Source organism: Streptomyces albiaxialis (genome assembly GCF_039530985.1).
Taxonomy (GTDB): Bacteria; Actinomycetota; Actinomycetes; order Streptomycetales; family Streptomycetaceae; genus Streptomyces; species Streptomyces albiaxialis.
The window spans coordinates 201,259-224,080 of the sequence record NZ_BAAAPE010000028.1 but is presented as its reverse complement, the minus strand read 5'-3'; the positions used below and the strand labels follow the sequence as shown (position 1 = coordinate 224,080).

The window sequence follows — 22,822 nt, the reverse complement described above, 5'->3', positions numbered from 1 at the left end:
ACGCGCACGGGTCGGAGTCAGGGGCAGGGCAGGGCGCGTACGGCCGCCGCCGCGCGGGAACGGGCGCGGGCGTGGGACGCCGGGACCGGTCCGGCGGCGGAAGGGTGCTTCGTACGGGGATGTACGGCTCTGCGGAGCACGCGGGGCTCGTGGCTCGCTTCGGGGCGCGAGCCTGCTATGCGGCGCTGCTCAGGCGGGGGCCCTCAGAGGGCACACATTCGCCGCATGGCGCGCATGCGCATACAACGAGCACCGGGCGCGTATTTCGCCTCGGTCGCAAGGGTGCGGCAGCTCGTCGTGTTCATGGTCGCCAGTAAAGCAGAAGGAGGGTCGGATGAGGGCGGGGGTGTCCGCATGACGGACACCCCCGTGGGATTCCGGGCCCTTCGGCACCCCCGCGGCGGGCGGCTCAGTCCTCCGCCGTGATCTGCAGTCCACCCGCCGTGACCTGCGCGGTTACGTCCGCGAGGCTGCCGACGACCACGTCGGCGGCCAGCTCGTCGCGGGTGTGGGTTGTGGCCAAGCCCACGGTCGTCATGCCCGCCCGGCGGCCCGCCTCCAGCCCGGCCGGGGCGTCCTCGAAGACCACGCAGCGGGCCGGGTCGACGCCCAGCTTGCGGGCGGCCAGCAAATACGGCTCCGGGTCGGGCTTGCCGCGTGTGATGTCGTCCGCGGCGATGACCAGCGGCGCGTCGATACCGGCCTCGCGCAGCCGGGCCTCGCCCAGCTCGCGGGTGGCCGAGGTGACGACGGCCCAGCTCTCCCGGGGCAGCGCGCGCAGCAGCTCGGCCGTGCCGGGCAGCAGATGGACGCCGCCCGCGACGTCCTCGACCTCCAGCCGCTCGATCCGGGCGAGCGCCTCGGGCACGCGCGCGGCGGGGACCAGGTCGGCCACGATCTCGGCCGCGGGACGGCCGTGCAGCTCGACGGCGGCGAACTCCTCCTCGGTGATCCCGTACTCACGGGCCCAGGCGGTCCAGCAGCGGACCACGGACTCCATGGAGGAGAGCAGGGTGCCGTCGTTGTCGAAAAGGAGAGCGTCCGGGCTGATCTTCATGATTCGCCAGCGTACGGGAGCACGTGCGCGGGCCCGCACGGGCGGGGGCCGACGCCTCCCGGGGGCCGGAGCCCTTCTAGACTTCCGTCCATGCTCACCCCGCTCACTGTCGCGCTCGCCGTGGCCGCGCTCGCGCTGGCCGCGTGGTGCGGCTGGGCCGCCTACCGGGACCAGCCCACCAAGGACTGGCACTTCATCGGTATGGCCGTCGTCACGGTGCTCTCGCTGGTCCAGCTCGTCGTGGGGATCGTGAAGCTCGCTGGCGGCGAGGAGCCCGCCGACGGGGCCGTGATCTTCGTGTCGTACCTGATCGGCGTGGTGGCGTGCGTGCCCGTCGTGGGCCTGATCTCGCTGACGGAGCGCACGAAGTGGGGCTCGCTCACGGTGGTGGCGGGCGCGGTGGTGGCGGCCGTGCTGGAGGTGCGGCTGCATGACATCTGGGGAGGCGGAACCGGTGCCTGACGCCGACACCGCGGCCGAGCGGAAGTCCCCGCGCGGCGGCATCGCGAGCGGACCCGGCAAGCTGCTGGTGACGCTCTACGGCATCTTCACGGTCGGCGCGGCCTCGCGCTCGATCGTCCAGCTCACGACCCGTTTCGACGAGGCGCCGCTCGCGTACGTCCTCTCGGCGGTGGCGGCCCTCGTGTACGCCTTCATCACCGTCTCGCTCGTACGGGGCGGCGAGGGCGCGCGCAAGGCGGCGCTGGTGTGCTGCTGCGTGGAGCTGGCGGGCGTCCTGGTCGTCGGCACCTGGACCCTGGCGGAACCCTCCGCGTTCCCGGACGCGACGGTCTGGTCGGACTACGGAATGGGCTACCTCTTCCTCCCGGTGATCCTCCCGGTCACGGGCCTGCTGTGGCTCCGCCGGGCACGGTCGGCGTCCGACTAGAGAGTGCCCCGCTCAGGGGCGCGGGGAACTGCGCGAGCGGCCACAGCGCGCGGCGCACCCTGCGAAGCACCGCAAGGGGCACCCCGGGCGCAGCCCGAGAAGCGCCGGGCGCCGGCACGGAGGCCGCAGGCCAGGCGCAGCCGAGAAGTGCCGCCCGTGCTGCGAGGAGGGGTTGAGCTCTCCTCGCAGGACGGGCGGCGTTGGGGGCTACGCGCTCGTGGCGTAGGTCGTCGCTTCCTTCTCCAGGGCGATCAGCGTGACCCGGCGGTCGTTCTCGGTGCCGACCGGCGCGTACCCGTTCTTCCGGTACAGCCGGAGATTGCCCTCGCTCTTGTCACCGGCCACCAAGTGATACCGCTTGGCGGCCCACTCCTGCGCGAGGCGGTCCTCGACCGCGGCGAGCAGCCGGCCGCCGAGGCCGTGCCGCTGGAGGCGGGGGTGCACGATGAGCTTGCCGATCCGCGCGGTCCCGTCGTCGTCGACCGTGCCGCGCACGGAGCCGACGACCTCCTCGCCGAGCCGGGCCACCAGCACGCAGCAGCGGGCCAGTTCGGCTCGGAAGTCGTCGAGGGTCTGCGTGAGCGGCTCGATGCCGTAGTCCCCGTACAGCTCGGCCTCCCGCTGGAAGCAGAGGTACTGGAGCTTCAGGATCTGTTCGGCGTCCTGCTCGGTCGCCGCAGAGATGGTCACGCTCATGCCCATGTGCGCATGCCTCCCCAAGTTGTGTGCGGCCGGGCACGCGAGAGTGAGGGTTTCGCGCCCGGGCCTTCTGCCCTGGTGACGCCGGTTGCCTCTCGCACCCTTCCCCTAAGTCCGGGTGCCGCAACCTCCGTCGTGAGCATTCTGCGCAGGCGGGCCAGGCAACGGGAACGCAGCGGCCCCAGGCTGCCCTGTGAGATTCCCAACTCACGGGACATTTCGGGGTAGGTGAGGTCCGCGCGGGCCAGCATCGCGCGCAGCACCCGGGGGCAGCGCCCCGGCAGTCCGGCGACGGCGGCGGCGAGCGCGCGGCGCCGCTCGGCGACGAGCACCGCCGCCTCGGCCTCGGAGGCGGCGTCGGCGAGTCCGTCGGCGGCCGTGACGCGGCGCTGGAGCGGCACGCGGGGCGGCAGGGGCGACGGTCCGGCCTCGGCCTCCGCCCGTACGGCCGCGCCCAGCCAGGCGGCGGGCGCCGGGGGCGGCCCCTCCTCGCGCACCCGCCGCAGCCAGCGCAGCCAGACGCCCTGGCGCAGGTCCTCGGCCTCGGTACCGGGGCAGGCCGCGGCCTCGGCCTCGCACTCGGCGTCCAGCAGGGCCGCCAAGTGCGGGTCGAGGAGGGTGAGTTCCGTCATACGACGGGGTACGCGTGCCGCCCGCCCCCGGTTGCGGAGCGGGCGGCACGTCACCCGTATGCGGTCTGTCCCCGGGGGATCAGTCGCGGTCGCGGAAGTCCGCCGCCGCGAGCAGCGCGGTGTCGGGGTTGTCCGAGAAGATGCCGTCGATGCCGGTCTCGAAGTACCGCTTGAAGGCGCCGAACGCGTCGCCGTAGTCGTTCGGGTTGCTGCCCTTGCGGAAGTCGACGGGCAGGAAGCTGTTCTCGTTGCGCATCGTGTACGGGTGCAGCACCAGTTTCTGCGCGTGCGCGTCGCGGACCAGGGTGGTGGCCTCGCCGAGCGTGCCGTCGGACTTGCGCGGGATGACGAGGTCGAGGGTGGGGCCGATGCCCTGCGCGAACTTCGCGATCCACTTCAGGCCCTCGGGCTTGACGAGGTCGGCGACGGTGCGCGGGTCGCCCGCCTCGACGAAGTCCCAGGGGCGGGAGGTCAGCGTGGACAGGAGCACCACGCCGGGGCAGTCCACGAGCTTGCTGAGCTGCTCGATGCTGCTCGGCTCGAAGGACTGCACGAAGTTCGGCGAGTGGGCCTTGTGGCGGCCGTACCGGCGCAGCAGCCTGGCGAGCGGCTTCTCCAGGCCGAGGCCGAGCTTGCGGAAGTACGTGGGGTGCTTGGTCTCGATGTGGAGCCAGATCCGGCGCCCGCGCCTGCGGCCCTCCTTCTCGGCCCACTCCAGGACCTCCTCGAAGGTGGGGACCTCCCAGCGGCCGTCGTAGAGCGTGTTGTGCTGGCGCTGCTTGGGGATGCGCTCCTTGGCGCGCAGCGTCTTCAGCTCCTTGAGGGTGAAGTCCTCGGTGAACCAGCCGGTGAGGTCCGTGCCGTCGACCTTCTTGGTGGTCTTGCGGGCGGCGAACTCCGGGTGGTCGGCGACGTCGGTGGTCGCGGTGATGTCGTTCTCGTGACGGCAGACCAGGTGGCCGTCCTTGGTGGGGACGAGGTCCTGCTCGATGACGTCGGCGCCCATGTCGAGCGCGAGCTGGTAGGAGCCGAGGGTGTGCTCGGGGCGGTAGCCGCTGGTGCCGCGGTGGGCCACGACGAGGGGTACGGGCAGCTCGTGGCGGTCCCCCTTGCCGCCACCCTTGCCGCCCGCCTTCCGCTCGCCCGCCGCCTGCGCCGAGCCGGTGCCCAGCGCGGTGGCGCCGACTCCGGCGGCGCCCAGCACGGCCGCTCCGAGCAGGGTTCTCCGGCCCGGCTGCTGCTCCTGGTCCATGGGCTCTCCTCCACTCCGTGGCGCCGGGGATCCGGCACGACCTGACACAGAACGCGCCGATCGTAGATCCATGCGCGGTACACCGGGGAGACATATGTCCGAACAGCAGGGAAACACGCGTGGCGTGGGACGGCGCTCGGGACGGAGCGTGTGGGTGGTCGTACGGGCAAAGCGGTCGTAATCCACGTCAACTCTTCGTATCGACCATGTGAACCCGGTGTGCAACTCACCGGTAGTGCCGAGTATCGTCCTCAACTGCGCGTTCCCGCGCACGACCGATTTCGACAAGGCGGAGGGTCCGTTGTCCCGTTTCCGGCTGATCAAGGCAGTGCTCGGCCCGCTTCTTCGCGTGCTGTTCAGGCCGAAGGTCGAGGGAGCGGAGCGCATCCCCGACACGGGTCCGGCGATCCTCGCGGGCAATCACCTGACGTTCATCGACTCGATGATCCTCCCGCTGGTCACCGACCGGCAGGTCTTCTTCATCGGCAAGGACGAGTACGTCACGGGCAAGAGCCTCAAGGGCCGCCTCATGGCCTGGTTCTTCACCGGGGTCGGCATGATCCCGGTCGACCGAGACGGCGGGCGCGGCGGTGTCGCGGCGCTGATGACGGGCCGCCGGGTGCTGGAGGAGGGCAAGGTCTTCGCGATCTACCCGGAGGGCACCCGCTCCCCCGACGGCCGCCTCTACCGCGGCCGTACGGGCATCGCCCGGCTCGCCCTGATGACCGGCGCCCCGGTCGTGCCGTTCGCGATGATCGGCACGGACACGGTGCAGCCGGGCGGCAAGGGCCTGCCCCGCATCGGCGGCGGCCGCCGCATCTCGGTCCGCTTCGGCGAGCCCCTGGACTTCTCCCGCTACGAGGGCATGGACCGCGACCGCTATGTCCTCCGCGCCGTCACGGACGAGGTCATGAGCGACGTGATGCGACTGTCCGGCCAGGAGTACGTCGACATGTACGCCACCAAGGCCAAGGCCGCCTGACCGTGCGAGGGCTCACCGGAATTGTTCCCGTGCCCTCTTTCGGGTTCTGAGCAGGGGCTGCACCTTGCCGCGCTCCGCAGACCGCGGCTTTCGCCGTGGCCGATCGCGCAGTTCCCCGCGCCCCTGATGGGGCACCCTCCGGTGCTCCGCGAAGCTCGGGAGGTCTGCGCATGGGGGCACCTCCCTGCTCGAAGAGCTTGGGAGAGCAGGGCTGGCAAGCGCAGCCGCCCATGCCGGGCACGTGTGGACCGCCGGGTCACTCCTCCTCCGGGATTTCTCCGAGCCGCTGCCCCTTCAGCAGGTACCAGGCCAGTACCGAGGCCGCCAGGAGGATCGCGGCGCCTACGCCCGCGCCGAGGCGGAGGCCCTCGGTGAAGGTGTCCTGGGCCGCGGTCAGGAGCCGCTCCCCCGCCGCGCCGGGCACGTGGTGTGCCGTCTCCACGGCCTCGCCGAGGGAGTGGCGGGCCTGCTCGGCGGTGGCCTCGGGGACGCCCGGCGGGGTGGTGAAGGAGCGGTAGACGCCCGTGACCACGGAGCCGAGCAGGGCGATGCCGAGCGCCGCCCCCAGCTCGTAGGCCGTCTCCGAGACGGCTGACGCGGCACCGGCCTGCTCCTTGGGGACGCTGGAGAGGATCACGTCGGCCGTGACGGTGAAGGCGAGCCCGGCGCCGATGCCGACGACGAGCAGGACGCTGCCCAGCAGCAGATAGCCCGTCGTCGCCTGGAGCCAGACGCAGGCGCCCAGCGCGAGGCCGACCGCCGCCAGCCCGCCCGAGACGGCGGCCCGCACGGACGTACGCCGGGCCGCCCAGCCCGCGAGCAGACCCGCGGTCACCGAGCCGAGCGCGGCGGGCAGTTCGGCGAGACCGGCCTCGAAGGGCGAGCGGGACTGGACCATCTGGAGGAACTGGGAGAGGAAGAACACCAGTCCGGACAGCCCGAGGATGGTCAGCAGGTCGGCGAGGACGGCGCCGGTGAAGCCGCGGTGGGCGAACAGCCGCATGTCCAGCAGGGGGTGCGGCAGCCGCAACTGGCGGCGGACGAACCCCCACAGCGCCGTGAGGCCCGCCACGGCCGCGACGGCCACGTCCCAGCGGAAGCCGTAGGCCGCGCCCTCCTTCACCGCGTAGACGACGGCGATGATGCCGACCATCGACAGGCCGACGCTCGGCAGGTCCCAGGGGCCGGGTGCCGGGTTCTTCGACTCGGGCAGCAGTTTGATGCCGACGACCACCAGCACGGCCATCACGGGCAGGTTGATCAGGAAGACCGAGCCCCACCAGTAGTGCTCCAGCAGGAAGCCGCCGACGACCGGGCCGACGGCCGTGCCCGCCGCGGTCATCGCGCCCCAGATGCCGACGGCGAGGCTGCGTTCGCGCGGGTCGTGGAAGAGGTTGCGGATGAGGGCGAGCGTGGACGGCATCAGGGTCGCGCCCGCGACGCCCATCAGGGCCCGCCACAGGATCATGGCCTCGGAGCTGTGCGCGTACGCCGTGAGGACCGAGATCGCGCCGAACGCGACGGAGCCGGTGAGCAGCAGCTTCTTGCGGCCGATCCGGTCGCCGAGGCTGCCCATCGACACGAGCAGTCCGGCGATCACGAACGAGTAGACGTCGCCGATCCAGAGCAACTGGGTGCTGGAGGGACGCAGGTCCTCGCTGAGGAAGGGCGCGGCGAGGCCGAGGACGGTGGCGTCGATGCCGACGAGCAGCACGGCCAGGACGAGGACGGCGAGCGCGAGCCAGCGCAGCCGCCGCGGCTGGGTGTCCGCGGGGGTCCCGGGGGGTTCTGCGATCTTGCTGTTCATTGCTCCGTGCTCCGTCGTGCCCCGCCGAGCAGCAGCTCGGCGGTCATCCGTACCGCGTCGCGTCCCGCGACCTTGCCGTCCTGCACCGCCCACGCGGAGGCGCTGATCAGCGCGTAGAGCGCCTCGGTCAGCCAGGCCGCGGTGAGGTCGATGCGGAACGTGCCCTCCTCCTGGCCGCGCCGGAAGAGCGCGGCGAACCTGTCGTCGATACGGGCCCAGCCCTCGTGCGTGTCCCCCGGCTCGAAGAGCTGGTTCTCGGTGACGAGGAAGGCGAGGAAGCCCGCGACGGGCTCGGCCTCGGCGACGATCCGGCGGACCGCCTCGGCCGCGTCCCCCTCCTCGGGGCGCGCCGCGTCCACGGCCGCCTCCAGCCGCCGCAGCCCGAGGTTCTCCAGGGCGCGGATCAGCGCGTCGCGCCCGGCGAAGTGCCGGTGCAGCGTGGCGCGGCTGATGCCGGCGGCCTTCGCTATCTCGTCCATGGACGAGGTGGGCCTGCGGGTCAGCAGGTCGGCGGCCATGCTCAGCAGCTCTTCACGATCGACGCTCATGAGACACAAGTAGAGCATGTGAGACATGAATGTCGCAAACGAAGCACGAGAAAAGCGCCCCGCCGTGCGGACGGCGGGGCGCTTCTCGTCAGAGGCTCACTTGCGCCAGGCGCAGCTTCCCAGTGTCGCGCCCTTCTCGACGGCGCGCTCGGCCGCGTCCTCCGGCAGCACCTTCGTCCGCTTCCCGACGCAGACGGGCGTGCGGTCGGCGTAGCCGCCCATGTCAAGCAGGATCTGGTCCCAGTGCCGGTACTGCACGTCGTGGCCGCTGTCGTCGTACTTCCGCACGACCGGCTCGCCCGGCAGCGCCTTGTTCCACAGCGCCTGCGTGGCGGGCGGCACGGTGGTGTCCTTCAGGCCCGTGTAGACGTACGTGGGGGCCTTGAAGTCCGACAGGTCGGGGCCGGGGCGCTCGCAGTAGAGCTTCTGCTCGTGCACCTGGGCCGAGGGGTCGCCCTTCTGGCCGCGCAGGTAGTACGAGCGGGCGCCGTCCTCCTCGGCGGTGTCCGTGAAGCCGGGGATCTTGTGCATGGGGCTGTCGTCGGGGTAGCCCCACCACTTGCGCGGGTCGCGGATCTGCTCGCCGAAGTACTTCTTCAGCTCCGCGTCGCTCTTGCCGCAGTAGTCGGCCTTCGCGCCGTACGGCGGGAGCGCGGCGGCGAGGTGGAGCGAGGCGACGCGGGAGGGCGCGTCGGCGGCGAAGTGCGCGGCGTAGGGCCCGCCGCCGGATATCGCGATCACGGCGGCCTTCTTGACGCCGAGCTTGTTCAGGACGGCCTTGACGTCGGCCGTGTAGTCGTCGAAGCCGAGCTTGCCGTCGTACTCGGTGTCGCCGAAGCCGTTGCGCTCGACGGAGATGACCCGCTCGTTCAGGTTCTCGCGGGTGGTGCGCAGGAATTCGGTCATCCCGGCCGCGCGTGCCGTGGTGCCGGTGCCGCCCATGAAGACGACGGGCTGGGCGCCCCTCTTGCCGGTGTCACCCGTGTCGCTGTAGTGGACGGTGCGGCCGGCGCGCTCCAGCTTGTGCATCGGCGGGCCCAGCGGGTCGAACGAGTCCTGGACGCGGGGCTCCGGGCGCTTCTCGGCGGAGGCGCCGGTGGCGCCGACCGTGAAGCCGATGGCGCCGGCGGCGGCCGCCACGGAGAGAGTGACCGCCACCGCGGCCGACGACAGGCTCTTCGCTCTTTTCATTTTTCGGTCTCCCAGGTGTGGATGGTGCGGAAGCGCACCTGCCCGGAAACCGTTGTGTCATGCACCCAAGCCGCTCGCGCGCGGCGTCTCCTCAGCTCCAGGGCAGCCCGGAGCGGTGCCGCCAGTATGCCTCGGGCTCCTCCGCGAGGGCCGCGAGCCGGGCGAGCTGATCCCCGTCGAGGTCCACGGCGGCGCCCAGCAGATTGGTGTGCAGCTCCGCGGCCGTCGCCGCGCCGGAGAGGACGACGCCCGCCCAGGGCTGCCGGAGGACGGCCGCCAGCGCCACCGCGTCGGGCGTGGACCCGGCGGCCCCGGCGATCTCGCGCACCGCCTCGGGCGCGTGCGTGCCCGCGAGCCGCCCGTTGGCCATGGCCTCCTTCACGATCACGGTGAGCCCCGCGTCGTGCGCCTCCGCCAGCGCCTCGCCCGCGGAGGGTTCGAGGACGTTGTACGTGGACTGGACCGTGCGGAAGAGGGGCCCGCCGTCGGCGGTGATGGCGAGCGCCGCGCGGATCGCCTCGGCCTGCGCGGGGCCGCTCGTGCTGAAGCCGACGGTGACGCCCTGCCCGGCGAGTTCGGCGAGCCGGGCGTGCAGCGCGGTGTCGGTCAGCGCGGGGCTGTCGGGGGTGACGGAGTGGATCTGGTACAGGTCGAGCCGGTCGCCGAGCAGCTCCCGGGTCTCGGCGAGCTGGCGGTCGTACGCCGCGGTGCCATGGTCCTTGACCTCGTGCGCCTCGGCGTCCATGCGCCACTCGCCGGTGTACGTGTAGCCCCACTTGCTGCCGATGACCACGTCCTGGGCCTCGGGGTGCGCGCCCAGCCACTCGGCGAGGAACTCCTCGGCGCGCCCGTACGAGCGTGCGGTGTCGAAGTACCGCACGCCCTGGGCGTAGGCGGCGTCGAGCAGCTCGTGCGTACGGGCACGCAGGGCCTCGGGGGTGCGCTCGGGCAGCTCGGCGTCCCGGCCCAGCGTGATGTAGGCGGGGCGGCCGACGGCGGCGAGGCCCAGGCCGAGATGGGCCGTGGGGGTCGTCGCCTGGGCGAGGCGGGCGAAGGGCATGGGGATCTCCCAGCTCAGTCGGCTCTTTTCACGGGCCGCACCACCGTACCCGCCCGCCTCAGCTCTTCGCCGCAGCCCACTCCCGCTGGGTCTCCAGGTCGTTCCGGAAGGCGGCGAGCTGCTCGGCGACGGCCGAGGGCGCCGTGCCGCCGTGCCCGTCGCGGGCGGCGAGCGCGCCCGGCACGTTGAGCACGCCGCGGACCTCGGGCGTCAGGTGCGGGGAGATCTCCGCGAACTGGTCGTCCGTCAGCTCGTCCAGCTCGATGCCCTCGCGCTCGCAGACCTTCACGCACTCCCCCGCGACCTCGTGCGCCACGCGGAACGGCACGCCCTGCTTCACCAGCCACTCGGCGACGTCGGTGGCGAGCGAGAAGCCCGCGGGAGCCAGCTCGGCCATCCGGTCGCCGTGCACGGTGAGCGTGGCCATCATGCCCGTGAAGGCCGGGAGCAGGGTCTCCAGTTGGTCGATGGAGTCGAAGACCGGCTCCTTGTCCTCCTGGAGGTCCCGGTTGTACGCGAGGGGCAGCGCCTTGAGCGTCGCCATCAGGCCCGTCAGGTTGCCGATCAGCCGCCCGGACTTGCCGCGCGCCAGCTCGGCGATGTCCGGGTTCTTCTTCTGCGGCATGATCGAGGAGCCGGTGGAGAACGCGTCGTGCAGGGTCACGAAGGAGAACTCCTTCGTGTTCCAGATGATGATCTCCTCGGCGATCTTCGAGATGTCGACGCCGATCATCGCGGTGACGAAGGCGAACTCGGCGGCGAAGTCGCGGGACGCCGTGCCGTCGATCGAGTTCGGCGCGCTGCCGTGCTCGAAGCCCAGGTCGGCGGCGACGGCCTCCGGGTCGAGCCCGAGGGAGGACCCGGCCAGGGCGCCCGAGCCGTACGGCGAGACCGCCGTGCGCGCGTCCCACTGGCGCAGCCGCTCCGCGTCCCGCGAGAGCGCCTGGGCGTGCGCGAGGACGTGGTGCGCGAACAGGACGGGCTGCGCGTGCTGGAGGTGCGTGCGGCCCGGCATCGCGACGTCCGGGTGCGCCTCGGCGAGCCCGACGAGGGCGCCCTGGAGGTCGGCGAGCAGCCCGCCGAGCGTACGGGCGTGGTCGCGCAGGTACATCCGGAAGAGGGTGGCGACCTGGTCGTTGCGGGAGCGGCCCGCGCGCAGCTTGCCGCCGAGGTCCTGTCCGACGCGCTCCAGGAGGCCGCGCTCCAGCGCCGTGTGCACGTCCTCGTCGGCGACGGTGCCGGTGAAGTCGCCCGCCGCCACGTCCTCTTCGAGCCGGTCGAGGCCCGCGAGCATGCGCTCCAGCTCGTCCGCGGTGAGCAGGTCCGCCTTGTGCAGGACCCGGGCGTGCGCGCGGGAGCCCGCGATGTCGTACGGCGCGAGGCGCCAGTCGAAGTGGACCGAGGCGGAGAGCTTTTCGAGGGCCTCGCTGGGGCCGTCGGCGAAACGGCCGCCCCAGAGGCGGAGATCGGTGTTCTCGGTGCTGCTCACGGCTTGCCTGCTCCTGGTGCGTGGTGCGGTCTCGTTGTACGCGTACGGGCCGTCGCGCTGCGCGAGGCAGCACGACGGCCCGTCACATTCTGCCCGTTACGCCCTACGCCTGGTCACGCTTGGCGGCGATCTTGCTGCTCAGGCCGAAGATCTCGATGAAGCCCTTGGACATCGACTGGTCGAAGGTGTCGCCCGTGTCGTACGTCGCCAGGTTGAAGTCGTAGAGCGACTGCTCGGACCTGCGGCCCGTGACGACGGCCCGGCCGCCGTGCAGGGTCATCCGGATGTCGCCGGAGACGTGCTGGTTGGCCTCCTCGATGAAGCCGTCCAGGGCGCGCTTGAGCGGGGAGAACCACAGGCCGTCGTAGACCAGCTCGGTCCAGCGCTGCTCGACCTGCCGCTTGTACCGGGCCAGCTCCCGCTCGACCGTGACGTTCTCCAGCTCCTGGTGGGCGGTGATGAGGGCGATGCCGCCCGGCGACTCGTACACCTCGCGGGACTTGATGCCCACGAGCCGGTCCTCGACCATGTCGATCCGGCCGACGCCCTGGGCGCCCGCCCGCTCGTTGAGCTGCTGGATGGCCTGGAGGACGGTGACCGGCTTGCCGTCGACGGCGACCGGCACGCCCTTGTCGAAGGTGACGACGACCTCGTCGGCCTCGCGCGGGGTGGCGGGGTTCGACGTGTAGTCGTAGACGTCCTCGATCGGCGCGTTCCAGATGTCCTCCAGGAAGCCGGTCTCGACGGCCCGGCCGAAGACGTTCTGGTCGATCGAGTACGGCGACTTCTTGGTCGTCGCGATCGGGAGGCCCTTCTCCTCGCAGAAGGCGATGGCCTTGTCCCGCGTCATCGCGTAGTCCCGCACGGGGGCGATGCACTTGAGGTCGGGCGCGAGGGAGGAGATGCCGGCCTCGAACCGCACCTGGTCGTTGCCCTTGCCGGTGCAGCCGTGCGCGACGGTGCTCGCGCCGTGCTTGCGCGCGGCGGCGACGAGGTGCTTGACGATGGTGGGCCGGGACAGCGCGGAGACCAGCGGGTACTTGTCCATGTACAGCGCGTTGGCCTTGATCGCCGGGAGGCAGTACTCGTCGGCGAACTCGTCCTTCGCGTCCGCGACCTCCGCCTCGACCGCACCGCAGTCCAGCGCACGCTTGCGGATGACATCCAGGTCCTCGCCCCCCTGGCCGACGTCGACGGCGACGGCGACGACCTCGGCGCCGGTCTCCTCGGCGATCCAGCCGATGCAGACAGAGGTGTCCAGGCCGCCTGAATAGGCGAGTACGACGCGCTCGGTCACGGGCTTCTCCTTACGGTGCATGCGCTGACAGGTATAAGTATGCACTCCACCGTATGTTTCGTCAACGCAACCCGCGAGGGGCCGCGCGAGCGCCCGGACGTCAGCCCTTCAGCTCCTCGGCCAGCACCGCCGTGTGCGCGTGGTCGAGGTCCTTGGTGGCCGTGATCAGGGTGAGCGTGCCGCCGTCCGCGAGACCGCGGAGGCGGTCGAGCGCGGCCCGGCCCTCCTCGCTGTCCAGCTCGGCGCGGTAGCGCTTCGCGAACTCCTCGAAGCGCTCCGGGTCGTGCCCGTACCACTTGCGCAGCTCCGGGGAGGGGGCCACCTCCTTGTCCCAGTCGTCCAGCTCCGCGTCGGCCTTCGCCAGGCCGCGCGGCCAGAGCCGGTCGACCAGCACCCGCGCTCCGTCGTGCGCCGGATCGGGCGCCTCATAGGCGCGCCGCACCCGGACCTCGATGCCCTTCTTGCGCTTGCTCGCAGCCATGCGTCCAGCATGCACGGGGAAGGCTCCGGATACATGTTGACAGCGTTCACATTGGTGGGGTTGGCTGGGCCCATGACTGACTTCCCGAGCCTCGCCCGGCAGACCTGGCACCAGCTCGAACCCCTCTACGCCTCGGTCTATTTCGCACCCCAGGTCGCCGAGGAGACCGGGGCCCTCGGATACGACACGGGCGCCCGCTGGCCCTCCTACTTCGCGCTGCGCGCGGCCCCGCTCGGCCCGGCGGGCCCGGAGCTGGTCGCCGCGGCGTTCTACAGCTTCAGCCCCCGCATGGTCCGCGAGCACGTCCCCGCCGCGTGGGACGTCGCCGCGCCCTCCGCCGTCCTCGACGCGCGGCTGCGCGGCGCCGACCGGACGCTCAGGGCGATCCTCGGCGACCGGATCGCGGACCCCGCACTGGCCGAGACCGCGGCCCTCGCGCGTACGGCCGCCGAGGCGTGCGACTTCGCCGGGCGCCCGCTCGCCGCCGCCAACGCGGCGCTCGGCTGGCCCGACGAGCCGCACCTCGTCCTGTGGCAGGCGGGCAACGTGCTGCGCGAGCACCGGGGCGACGGCCATCTCGCCGCGCTGCTCACCGCCGGGCTCGACGGCTGCGAGGCACTGGTCTCCTTCGCCGCGGTCGACGCGGCGCCGGTCGAGAACTTCGCCTCGCGCGGCTGGAGCGAGGCCGAGTGGACCGCGGCGCGGGAGCGGCTCGCCGCACGCGGCCTGGTCGACGGCGCGGGGCACGCCACGGAGCGGGGGCGCCGGCTCCGCGATTCCGTCGAGCGGACGACCGACGAGCTGGCCGCCGCGCCGTACCGGGCGCTCGGCGCGGAGGGCTGCGCCCGGCTCGCCGAATTGAACGGTCCAGCCCTTATGGCCGTGGTCGGTTCGGGACTGCTTCCCTCCCAGTCCACGCTGGGCATCCTGACCGTGAAAGCTCCGGGCCCTCGGTAGGAGAGCCCCACTTCCAGGGGCGCGGGGAACTGCGCGACAAGCCACGACGTGCCCGCGGCCCGCGAGAACACGGACAGGGGCAGCCCCTGCCCGTGCGTCGCCGAACGCGGGCGCGTCGTGGCCGTTCGCGCAGTTCCCCGCGCCCCTGAGCGGCACTTCGTTGAAGGCACCACATTTTGAGACGGTCTTGCGTGTAAGGGCCAGCTAAGCGTTCGATCAGGCGGTGCGAAACGAACAGGCCGAGTCCTCCCAGAGCAGCGCCCCCGCGGAAGCGGACCGTGGGGCCCGGCGCGCCGTCACCCTCTTCCCCCTGCTCGTCCTTCTCGCGGGGGCGCTCGGGCTGCTCAGCCCCGGGACGTTCACGGGCGGGGCCGAGGCGGTGCCGTATCTGCTCGGTGTGGTGATGTTCTGCATGGGCGTGACGATGACGCCGCAGGACTTCAAGGGCGTCGCGCAGCGCCCCTGGGCCGTCGCGCTGGGGCTCGTCGCGCACTACGTGATCATGCCGGGGCTCGGCTGGCTGATCGCCCACGCGCTGGACCTGTCGCCGCAGCTCGCGGCCGGTGTCATCCTCGTCGGCTGCGCGCCCAGCGGCACCGCGTCGAACGTCGTCACGTATCTCGCGCGCGGCGACGTGGCGCTGTCCGTTTCGGTCGCGACCGTCTCCACGGTCCTGGCGCCGCTGGTCACGCCGCCGCTGACGCTGCTGCTCGCGGGCGAGTACCTGCCGGTGGACGCGGGCTCGATGGTCACCGACATCCTGAAGACCGTGCTGCTGCCGGTGATCGCCGGGCTGCTCGTACGGCTGCTCGCGGGGCGTTACGTCACGCGTGCCCTGGGCGTGCTGCCGTGGCTGTCGGCGCTGACGATCGCCGTGATCGTGGCGATCGTCGTCGCCGGGAGCGCCGACGCGATCAAGTCGGCGGCGCTGCTGGTCTTCCTCGCCGTCGTGCTGCACAACGGCCTCGGCCTCGCGCTCGGTTACGGCGCCGGGCGGCTGGCGCGGCTCGGCGAGCCGGCGGGCCGCGCCATGGCCTTCGAGGTCGGCATGCAGAACTCGGGGCTCGCCGCCTCGCTGGCCACGGCGCACTTCAGCCCGCTGGCCGCGCTGCCCTCCGCGGTCTTCTCCGTGTGGCACAACGTCTCGGGCGCGCTGGCCGCCGCCTGGTTCGCGCGGCGCGGCCCCGGCGCCACCGCGCCCGAGAAGGAGTGAGCGGAGGGGCTACGGGCGCTTCGCCGGGTCCAGCCGGTAGATGTCGCCGCCGATCGCGAGGGCGTACAGCTCCTTGTCGCCGCCCTGTGCGAAGGCGACGACCTCGCCGCCGTTGACACCGAGGTTGGTCTCGCCGGTGACCTGGCCGTTCTTCATCGACAGGGCGCGGATGTCGCCCTCGCAGTAGTCGCTGAAGACGTACTTGCCCTTGAGGGCCTTGACCTTCTGACCCCGGTAGACGTAGCCGCCCGTGACGGAGCAGCGGGACGGGGTGTGGTCGTACTCGAAGACCGGCGGCACGTGGTTCTCCGGCTCCTCGCCGTTGAAGGCCAGCGTGCCCTCCATGCGGGACCAGCCGTAGTTCTCGCCGCCGCCGCTCTTCGCCGGGGCCCAGTCGATCTCCTCGCGCTTGCTCTGGCCGACGTCGCCGATGAGCATGTCGCCCTTGGCCGCGTCGAACGAGAAGCGCCAGGGATTGCGCAGCCCGTACGCCCAGATCTCGGGCTTCGCGCCGGGCTTGTCGGCGAAGGGGTTGCCCTCGGGGATCGCGTACGGATCGCCCTTGCCCGGGTCGATCCGGAGCATCTTGCCGAGGAACGTGCCCAGGTTCTGGCCGTTGTCGTGCGGGTCGCCGCCGCTGCCGCCGTCCCCGAAGGCGATGTAGAGCATGCCGTCGGGGCCGAAGGCGAGGTCGCCGCCGTTGTGGTTGGCGTAGGGCTGTTCCTGGGTGAGGACGGTGCGGCGGGTGTCCTTCTGGACCTCGCCGCCCTTCACCGCGAACTCGTCGACGGTGCTGGTGCCCTCGAGGTTCGTGAACGCGATGTACAGGTGCTCGAACTCCGGGTCGAAGGCGAGGCCGAGCAGGCCCCGCTCGCCGTCGTTCGTCGTCTCCTTGGTGATGTCGAGGACGGGGTCGCCGAGTCCCTTGTCGCTCAGGACCCGTACGGTTCCCGGCCGTTCGGCGATCCAGACGGTCCCGTCCGGACCGGCCGTTCCCGCGGTGGGATTCTTCGCCGTGGCGACCTTGCTGAGCGCGACGCCCGCCTTCTTCGCGGACTTCTCGGGCGGCGCCTTCTCGCCGGCGGCCGCGCTGGGGAGCGCGAGCGTCGCGACGAGGCAGAACGAACCGACGATCGCCGAGACGATCCGGGGGGAGCCCATGCGAACTTTCACCGTGAACCTCCTGGAGGCAGCGGTGGGTGGGGGTGGATGTGCTCCTGGCTACGGTTGAGCGTAATGGTGCAGACCTGTCGGAGGAATACCCGCGGACCCGCCGCGTCGCCGCCAACCGCCCTCTCGCCGCCCGGCGTTGGGGGCCCCGGATGGCATCATGAGGCGGATGACCACCGACCTTCCTCCTGGGGCGCCCGCGCGCAGGGCCCTGCTGATCGGCGTCGGCGAGGTGCCCGGGGCACCGGAGACGTTCCCGTCGCTGCGCGAGGCCGTGCGGGCCGATCTGCGGCTGCTGGGCGACGCGCTGGAGGGGTCGGGGTACGAGGTCGAGCGGTGCGCGGGGGAGGACTCGACCCGCACCGGCATTCTCACCCGCCTCGACGAGGCCGCCCGCGCGGTGCCCGCCGGAGGCACGTTCGTGGTCGCGTTCACCGGGCACGGCATCCGGCTCGGCGGCACCGACTATCTCGTCCCGGCCGACGCCCGCGTGCCCGCCGACGGCCACTGGTCCCTGGCGTACACGCAGGGCCTCATCCCCGCCGACATCGCCCCGCACCTGGCCGAGTCGGGCGCGGAGACCGTGCTGTGGGCGGTGGACGCGTGCCGGGACACGGCGGAGGAGGGCGAGACGGCGTTCGCCACCCGCGTCGGCGTGCGCCCCGGCCGCAAGCTCGCCGTCCTGGTCGGCTGCTCCCCCGGCGAACGGTGCGGCGCGACGGCCGAGGGCAGCTTCTTCAGCCGCGCCCTCGCCGGTGCCCTGCATCCGTACGCCTCGCCGCAGACGCTTGAGCAGGTGTACGAGCACGTACGTGCCCACGCCCCCAGGCTCGCCCTGCGCGCGGGCCACACCCCGCAGCGGCCCCTCGTCGACTACGGGACGGACGCCGGGCGCGCGACCAGTTCGACGGAGATCTGCCAGGGGCGGCGGCTGTCGGAGGAGTGGAGCGCGGCGACGCGCGAACCCGTGCTGTGGGAGGCCGCGCGGGACGCGGAGCCGGAACGGGTGGCGCGGTTCCAGTCCTGTCTGGCGACGCTCGCCGAAAGGTGCGCGGCCCTCGTCCACAAGGCGCACGCGCGCCGGGACGACCCCTGGGCCGACGACGACTTCCCCGTACGGCTGCTGCGGCGCTGCCTCCCCCGGCTGCTCCCCGGGGGCACGCCGCTGACGGTGGCGGAGGTGGCGGCGCTGATCGCGGCACCGTTCCTGCACGAGGCGGCGTGGGCCGACCAGTTGAGCCGGACCGTGGACCTGGACGTGCTGGACGCCGGGCACCGCAAGGACGCGGGGCCCGTGCGGCGCCACTGGGAACACGTGCGCGACCAGCACACCCAGGTCGCCCGCAAACTGCGCGGCCTGGCCGGGGACCCCGAGCGGAGGGAGGACGCCGAGGCGGTGGCCCTCTGGCTGGCCCACCGCTGGATCGCGGACCGCATGGGACCGGGCGACGCGACCGTACCGGCGGACCTGGCGGAGGGCTTCGCGGCCGAGCTGAGCGGCGAGGCCGTGCCCAATGCCGACCGGCTCGCCGAGCAGGCAGCCGCCTTGCGCTGGCTGGCCCGCGCGGTCAGCCCGGAAGGGCTGGAGGAGGACCCGCCGGTCCGCCGGACGGGCGGCATGCGCCTGCGCCCCCTGGCGGGGCTGCTGCACCTCGCGGCCGTACTGGCGGCCGACGTCCGTACGCTGCCGGAGGTCGTCGCCGATCACCTCGCCGTCGCCGACCCCGTACGGCCGTCGGACGCGGTGGACGCGATGCGCGGCGCGCTGTCGTGGACCACCGACGGCGCGGGCGGCGAGCTGTACCTCGACATGCCGTGCCCGCACCCGGCCGTCCACGCGGCCATGCAGGAGGTCACCGCCGAGGCCGACGAGGTCGCGGCGCTGCTGCGGGGCTGGGCGACGGAACGCCTGCCGGCCGGGGAGGCGGAGTTGCTGGCTGCCGTTCCGACGCGCGTGACGGACCGCGGGCTCCGTCCAGGCGCGGCGGGCACCGCGTACGAGGTCCCACTGCTGCGCTTCCAGCTCTCCCAGACCGAGGTCCGCGACCTCCTCATGGGCCGCGAACTGTACGGGGACCCCGCGCTCGCCTTCCGCGAACTCTTCCAGAACGCGATGGACGCCTGCCGGTACCGCGCGATGCGCGGCCGGTACCTGGCCCTGCGGGGCGGGCCTGTGCCCTCACCCTGGGAGGGCCGGATCAGCATCGTCCAGGGCGAGGACGCGCGGGGCCGCTACGTCGAGTGCCGCGACAACGGCGTCGGCATGGGCCGTGAGCAGCTCGAATCGACCTTCACCCAGGCGGGCCGCCGCTTCGTCCACTCCCGCGCGTTCCGCCGCGAACAGACGGAGTGGCTCCGCGCCGACCCCTCGCTCCAGCTCCACCCCAACTCCCGCTTCGGCATCGGCGTCCTCAGCTACTTCATGCTGGCCGACGAGATGACGCTGGTGACGCGCCAGGTGGATGTCGATGGACGTCCGGTGCGCGATGCGCTCCGGGTCGATATCGCGAGCAGCGGGTCCCTTTTCCGGATCCGGCGGCAGGAGGAGGGTGCGGGAGAGGACACGTGTCCGGAGGGCGGGACGCGCGTACGGCTGTACCTGCGGGGCGACGAGGACTTGGCGGGGCTTTCGTGCGCGAAGACGCTGCGTGAGCTTGTCGCTGTGAGCGAGTTCGCGTTGGAGGCGGACGACGGGCGGCGGCGGGAGGAGTGGGAGCCGGGGCGGCTGTACCTCGGGAGGCGAGCACCGCTGGAGAAGGCCCGCTGCGCGGTGGCGGGCACGCTGTGGTGGGTGCCCGAGGAGGGGGCTGTCCTCTGCGACGGCGTGATGACGGACGAGCGCCCGTACGGCTATGTCCTCAACCTGACCGACGACCACGCGGGCGAACTCAGCGTCGACCGCAAGCGGCTCCAGTCGTACGACGAGAAGTGGGCCGCCGAAATACTGCGTACCGGCGCCGAATGCCTCCCGGACTGGCCCGAGCTGTCGATGGACTGGCTCTGGTCCATGGAGGAGAAGAGCCTGCCCGCGCTGCGTACGGTCTGGGAGGTCCTGCGGGGCAGAGGACTGACGGTCAGTTTCCGCCCCCGCCGGGAGGAGAGAGTCTCCCTCGATTCCGCGGGGTGCTTCGCGGGCGACCAGGACGTCGAACAACCGGGCCACCCCTCGTTGAGGGAATCGGGCGTACTCACCGAGCCGTGGCGTGCCCATGCGCTCGGACTACGGAAGTCGCGGGCGTTCCCCTACGCCCCCGCCTGCCTTGAGGGCCTGCCCCTCGCCGGGCCGGGCGACAGCACCGTGGCGCGGCGCCCCACGTCCGACTGGCGCGCGGCCGTGCTCTCCTTCGACCTAGCAGGGTTCACCCTCGGGGAAGGGCTGATCCGCATGCGGCGGCTCCGGGCCATGAGCCCGCTCTTCGCCCCGCCCCCGCTCTCCTCGTCCCCCGCGCGGCAGCGCCTCACCCGCCGGGAACGGGAGCTGCTGACGGCGCTGTGCTCATCCCGTTTCCAGGGAGTCGACACGGACTTCGACGCCCTTGTCATCGACACCTCACGCGACGACTTCACCGGCATCATCTTCGCGTCCCAGCGGTCGGGGAGCACGGTGGGAGACCTTGCCCGCACCCTCGCGGCCTTCACCCCGTTCCTTCCCCGCCCTCTTCCCCCGGTGCCGCCCGAACTCTCCACATACGTCTGCTCACCCGACGACACGCATGCTCTCAGCTCTCTTTCCTACGCCCTCGACCAGGAGTTCCCGTTCACTCTGGACGCGCAGCGCCGGACGCCCGCACGCGCGGCGCTCATTCGCTGGCTATGGCCGGAAGCGCCCGACCCGTTCGAGGAGGCGCCCCGCGCGGTCGAGGTGTTCGGCCCGGTGGCCGACAGGGAACTACGTGGCTGGCTACGGAACCACCTGGAGTGGCCGTCGGGCGCAGGGGCAGGTCTCACACCCTCGGCCGCCGTGTCCTTCGCGGCCGAACGGGGGATCTCCCTCTCCGACGCCGAGACGGAACTCGCGGCCCTGTGCGCCGCGTCCTCGGTGGAGTTCACCCGTTTGTCCGGGGAGAGCGGCATGCGGGGCGACTTGGTCCCGTCCCACCAGGCGGCCTCCCTCCTGGCACGTGTCCGATGGTCCGGCCGTCACGAGATCTCCGTGAGAGACATCATGACCTTCGACTCCGACGATCCCACGGGCGGACTCCGGGAACTGGCCGCCGCGGGGGCGCCCGTGGCTCCGCTGTGGCCCCTCCTGGAGAAGTGGGACGAACTGCCGCAGCGCACGCGCCGGGTTCTGGGTGTTTCCTCGGACAACAGGTCTCCCCACCGCCCGGTGGACCGGCTCACGAGCGCCTCCCTGTTCTCGGCGGCCTGTGACCTCCTGGAACCGCTGTCGGACGTCTGGCACGTGGCGCGCACGGCCCTCCCCGGCCGCTCCGCGCTCGTCCCGCCTCTCCCCGACACCGTGCGGGACTACAGGCCCGCGCGCACCGACCTGGACTGCCTCACGGACACCCCGTCGGCGTCGGGGGCGAGTCGTGGCAACTACCTCGACGCGCTCTTCTCCCGCGTCGCCCCGGGCTCGTGGCGCGACTGGGACCGCACACCGGACTGGGCCCCCCTCACCGCCGCACGTCTCGTCCGTTACGCCCACCAGCGCGGTCTCTCCCCCGCCGACGCCTACGCGCACCTGGCTCCCCTCCGTGCCCTCGGCGCGAAGATCCCGGAGCTCACGAGCGAGCAACTCGCCGCACTCCCCGGCCACGTCCCCGACGGGCTCACCGTCATCGCGCTCGCGGACACGAACCGGGTGACGCCACCCGGCGAACCCTTCACCGCGCTCGACCTCGTGAGCATCGCGGCCCGCCTGGGCGAGCCCGTGAGCGCGGCGTGGCGGCGGATGGAGCCGTACGCGTGCCTCGGGGTCCGTACGAGCGTCACGCACATCCCCGACGTGCTGCCCCGCTGGCAGGATCTCGCCCTCCTCAGCACGCACCTGGACGGCATGCTGCCCGCCGTCACCGGCGAAGTGAGCGGTGCCCACATCGCGTTCGCCGCCGAAGGGGTCGAGGAGACGGCGGAGTGGGTGCGGGAGCGGCTCAGGGTGTACGCGGCGATGTTCGAGCTGGAGGTCACCGATGACGGCGCATGACCATGAGGTGCGCTACGAGGAGCAGGAGTGGGGCACCGTCCCCCGGGACGGGTTCGCGCGGCACGCGACGGCCGAGGAGGTGCGCGTCGAGGGGCTGTGCCCGCGCTGTCAGGGGCCGTACGTCTCGGCGTACCGGCGGGGCTTCGCCGTCGTCGGGTCCAAGGGGCTGTTCTCCCGGAACAGAGCCGAGGAGCCGCCCCCCGATCCGCTCAGCGGCGCCGTGCACATCTGCGCGTGCGGCCATCCGCACCCGGGGCAGCCCGACGCGCTGCCCTTCGTCGGCTGCGGCGCCCAGTGGCGGATCGAGACCGGGACGAGGACCGGGGAGCCGTGAGCGCTTACGCGAACCGGCGGTGGGCGGAGATGGCCCGCGAGCTGGAGTTCCAGCAGTTGCCCGAGCTGCGGCGGCAGGCCGAGGGGTGGCGGACCGGGCTCACGGGGCTCACCGCGCTCGTCGCCGTGCTGGCCGTGCTGAAGGGGCGCGACAGCCTCGCCGAACTCCCCGGCTGGGCCCGGGCGCTGGCGATGGGGCTGGTGCTCGGCGCGTTCGTGCTCCTCGTGATCGGCGCGCTCGTCGCCGTACGGGCCTCGCACGGGCTGCCCGGGGAGGAGATCTACTACGAGGGGCAGGCGCTGCGGCGCTGGACCGAGCGCGAGTGCGTGCGGGTGAGCGGGTCCATCAGGGCGGCGGCCGTGCTCTGCCTCTCCGGGCTGCTCCTCGTCACCGCCGCCGTCGCCGTCTCCTGGGCCGCCACGCCGGAGAAGCCGGAGAAGAAGGGCGGCAAGCGCGCCGCCCTCGTGCGGGTCACCCCTCAAGACACCGGCAAGGCGCTGTGCGGGCGGCTCGTGTCCGTCACGCCGCAGCGTGCCGTCGTCCGCACCCACGACGGCACGCGGCGTACGGTGCGCGGGGCCGTCACCGTCAAGCCCGCCCGGACGTGTCCGTGAA

The 22,822-nt window shown here is 72.5% G+C and carries 20 protein-coding genes; 8 read left to right on the top strand and 12 right to left on the bottom strand.

The genetic code is table 11. From position 1 onward, the window contains the following. Positions 1 to 409 precede the first annotated feature (409 nt). Complete coding sequence (locus tag ABD343_RS38280) at positions 410 to 1,057, bottom strand: HAD family hydrolase (protein ID WP_344535207.1); 648 nt, start codon at positions 1,055 to 1,057, stop codon at positions 410 to 412. 90 nt (positions 1,058 to 1,147) lie between these two features. Here ABD343_RS38280 and ABD343_RS38275 point away from each other — a divergent pair, with 90 nt between their 5' ends. Both ABD343_RS38275 and ABD343_RS38270 read left to right on the top strand, forming a co-directional pair. Further along, positions 1,148 to 1,519, top strand: coding sequence for a hypothetical protein (locus ABD343_RS38275; protein ID WP_344535205.1), 372 nt, complete (start codon positions 1,148 to 1,150; stop codon positions 1,517 to 1,519). Beyond that, positions 1,488 to 1,946 (top strand): hypothetical protein, encoded by a 459-nt coding sequence (locus ABD343_RS38270; protein ID WP_344535204.1) that lies wholly within the window; start codon positions 1,488 to 1,490, stop codon positions 1,944 to 1,946. Before ABD343_RS38275 ends, ABD343_RS38270 begins: the two co-directional genes overlap by 32 nt. 207 nt (positions 1,947 to 2,153) lie before the next feature. On the opposite strand, the gene ABD343_RS38265 is transcribed toward ABD343_RS38270, so the two are convergent. The 3 genes from ABD343_RS38265 to ABD343_RS38255 all read right to left on the bottom strand — a co-directional run bounded on the left by ABD343_RS38265 (position 2,154) and on the right by ABD343_RS38255 (position 4,529). After that, on the bottom strand, positions 2,154 to 2,648 hold the full coding sequence (locus tag ABD343_RS38265) for a GNAT family N-acetyltransferase (protein ID WP_344535203.1): 495 nt from the start codon (positions 2,646 to 2,648) through the stop codon (positions 2,154 to 2,156). After that, positions 2,639 to 3,277 (bottom strand): RNA polymerase sigma factor, encoded by a 639-nt coding sequence (locus ABD343_RS38260; protein WP_344535201.1) that lies wholly within the window; start codon positions 3,275 to 3,277, stop codon positions 2,639 to 2,641. The genes ABD343_RS38265 and ABD343_RS38260 overlap by 10 nt, the downstream gene beginning before the upstream one ends. A 79-nt stretch (positions 3,278 to 3,356) precedes the next feature. Then, positions 3,357 to 4,529 (bottom strand): glycerophosphodiester phosphodiesterase, encoded by a 1,173-nt coding sequence (locus ABD343_RS38255; RefSeq protein ID WP_344535199.1) that lies wholly within the window; start codon positions 4,527 to 4,529, stop codon positions 3,357 to 3,359. A 301-nt stretch (positions 4,530 to 4,830) separates the two neighbouring features. Between ABD343_RS38255 and ABD343_RS38250 the strand changes: the two genes are divergently transcribed. Beyond that, the gene (locus ABD343_RS38250; protein WP_344535462.1) at positions 4,831 to 5,511 is read left to right on the top strand and encodes a lysophospholipid acyltransferase family protein; all 681 of its coding nucleotides are present in this window, start codon (positions 4,831 to 4,833) and stop codon (positions 5,509 to 5,511) included. Between the two features lie 256 nt (positions 5,512 to 5,767). Here ABD343_RS38250 and ABD343_RS38245 read toward each other — a convergent pair whose 3' ends face one another. The 7 genes from ABD343_RS38245 to ABD343_RS38215 form a co-directional block, all read right to left on the bottom strand. Continuing rightward, on the bottom strand, positions 5,768 to 7,318 hold the full coding sequence (locus tag ABD343_RS38245) for an MFS transporter (protein WP_344535197.1): 1,551 nt from the start codon (positions 7,316 to 7,318) through the stop codon (positions 5,768 to 5,770). Then, complete coding sequence (locus tag ABD343_RS38240) at positions 7,315 to 7,866, bottom strand: TetR/AcrR family transcriptional regulator (RefSeq protein ID WP_344535195.1); 552 nt, start codon at positions 7,864 to 7,866, stop codon at positions 7,315 to 7,317. Before ABD343_RS38240 ends, ABD343_RS38245 begins: the two co-directional genes overlap by 4 nt. A gap of 96 nt (positions 7,867 to 7,962) precedes the next feature. Next, positions 7,963 to 9,057, bottom strand: coding sequence for an alpha/beta fold hydrolase (locus ABD343_RS38235; protein WP_344535194.1), 1,095 nt, complete (start codon positions 9,055 to 9,057; stop codon positions 7,963 to 7,965). A gap of 91 nt (positions 9,058 to 9,148) precedes the next feature. After that, entirely contained in the window at positions 9,149 to 10,117 is a 969-nt protein-coding gene (locus tag ABD343_RS38230) for an aldo/keto reductase (protein ID WP_344535193.1), read from the bottom strand. Between the two features lie 58 nt (positions 10,118 to 10,175). Continuing rightward, complete coding sequence (gene argH, locus ABD343_RS38225; protein ID WP_344535192.1) at positions 10,176 to 11,606, bottom strand: argininosuccinate lyase; 1,431 nt, start codon at positions 11,604 to 11,606, stop codon at positions 10,176 to 10,178. Positions 11,607 to 11,709: 103 nt separating this feature from the next. After that, a complete protein-coding gene (locus ABD343_RS38220; RefSeq protein ID WP_344535191.1) occupies positions 11,710 to 12,903 on the bottom strand; it encodes an argininosuccinate synthase in 1,194 nt (397 codons plus the stop codon). A gap of 100 nt (positions 12,904 to 13,003) precedes the next feature. Beyond that, complete coding sequence (locus ABD343_RS38215) at positions 13,004 to 13,384, bottom strand: DUF488 domain-containing protein (RefSeq protein WP_344535189.1); 381 nt, start codon at positions 13,382 to 13,384, stop codon at positions 13,004 to 13,006. A 72-nt stretch (positions 13,385 to 13,456) separates the two neighbouring features. Here ABD343_RS38215 and ABD343_RS38210 point away from each other — a divergent pair, with 72 nt between their 5' ends. Continuing rightward, entirely contained in the window at positions 13,457 to 14,341 is an 885-nt protein-coding gene (locus ABD343_RS38210) for an SCO6745 family protein (RefSeq protein WP_344535187.1), read from the top strand. A gap of 223 nt (positions 14,342 to 14,564) precedes the next feature. Then, a complete protein-coding gene (locus tag ABD343_RS38205; RefSeq protein ID WP_344535185.1) occupies positions 14,565 to 15,554 on the top strand; it encodes a bile acid:sodium symporter family protein in 990 nt (329 codons plus the stop codon). A 9-nt stretch (positions 15,555 to 15,563) separates the two neighbouring features. Here ABD343_RS38205 and ABD343_RS38200 read toward each other — a convergent pair whose 3' ends face one another. Then, entirely contained in the window at positions 15,564 to 16,715 is a 1,152-nt protein-coding gene (locus ABD343_RS38200) for a PQQ-dependent sugar dehydrogenase (protein ID WP_344535183.1), read from the bottom strand. Between the two features lie 178 nt (positions 16,716 to 16,893). On the opposite strand from ABD343_RS38200, the gene ABD343_RS38195 reads away from it, so the two are divergent. Genes ABD343_RS38195 through ABD343_RS38185 form a run of 3 tightly spaced genes read left to right on the top strand, consistent with a single transcriptional unit; the run spans position 16,894 to position 22,821 of the window. Continuing rightward, positions 16,894 to 21,873 carry an HD domain-containing protein gene (locus tag ABD343_RS38195; protein ID WP_344535181.1) on the top strand — a complete coding sequence of 1,660 codons (4,980 nt, stop codon included), beginning with the start codon at positions 16,894 to 16,896 and terminating at the stop codon, positions 21,871 to 21,873. Next, complete coding sequence (locus tag ABD343_RS38190; protein WP_344535180.1) at positions 21,860 to 22,207, top strand: hypothetical protein; 348 nt, start codon at positions 21,860 to 21,862, stop codon at positions 22,205 to 22,207. The genes ABD343_RS38195 and ABD343_RS38190 overlap by 14 nt, the downstream gene beginning before the upstream one ends. After that, positions 22,204 to 22,821 carry a hypothetical protein gene (locus ABD343_RS38185; protein ID WP_344535179.1) on the top strand — a complete coding sequence of 206 codons (618 nt, stop codon included), beginning with the start codon at positions 22,204 to 22,206 and terminating at the stop codon, positions 22,819 to 22,821. Before ABD343_RS38190 ends, ABD343_RS38185 begins: the two co-directional genes overlap by 4 nt. The last annotated feature ends 1 nt before the right edge of the window (position 22,822 follow it).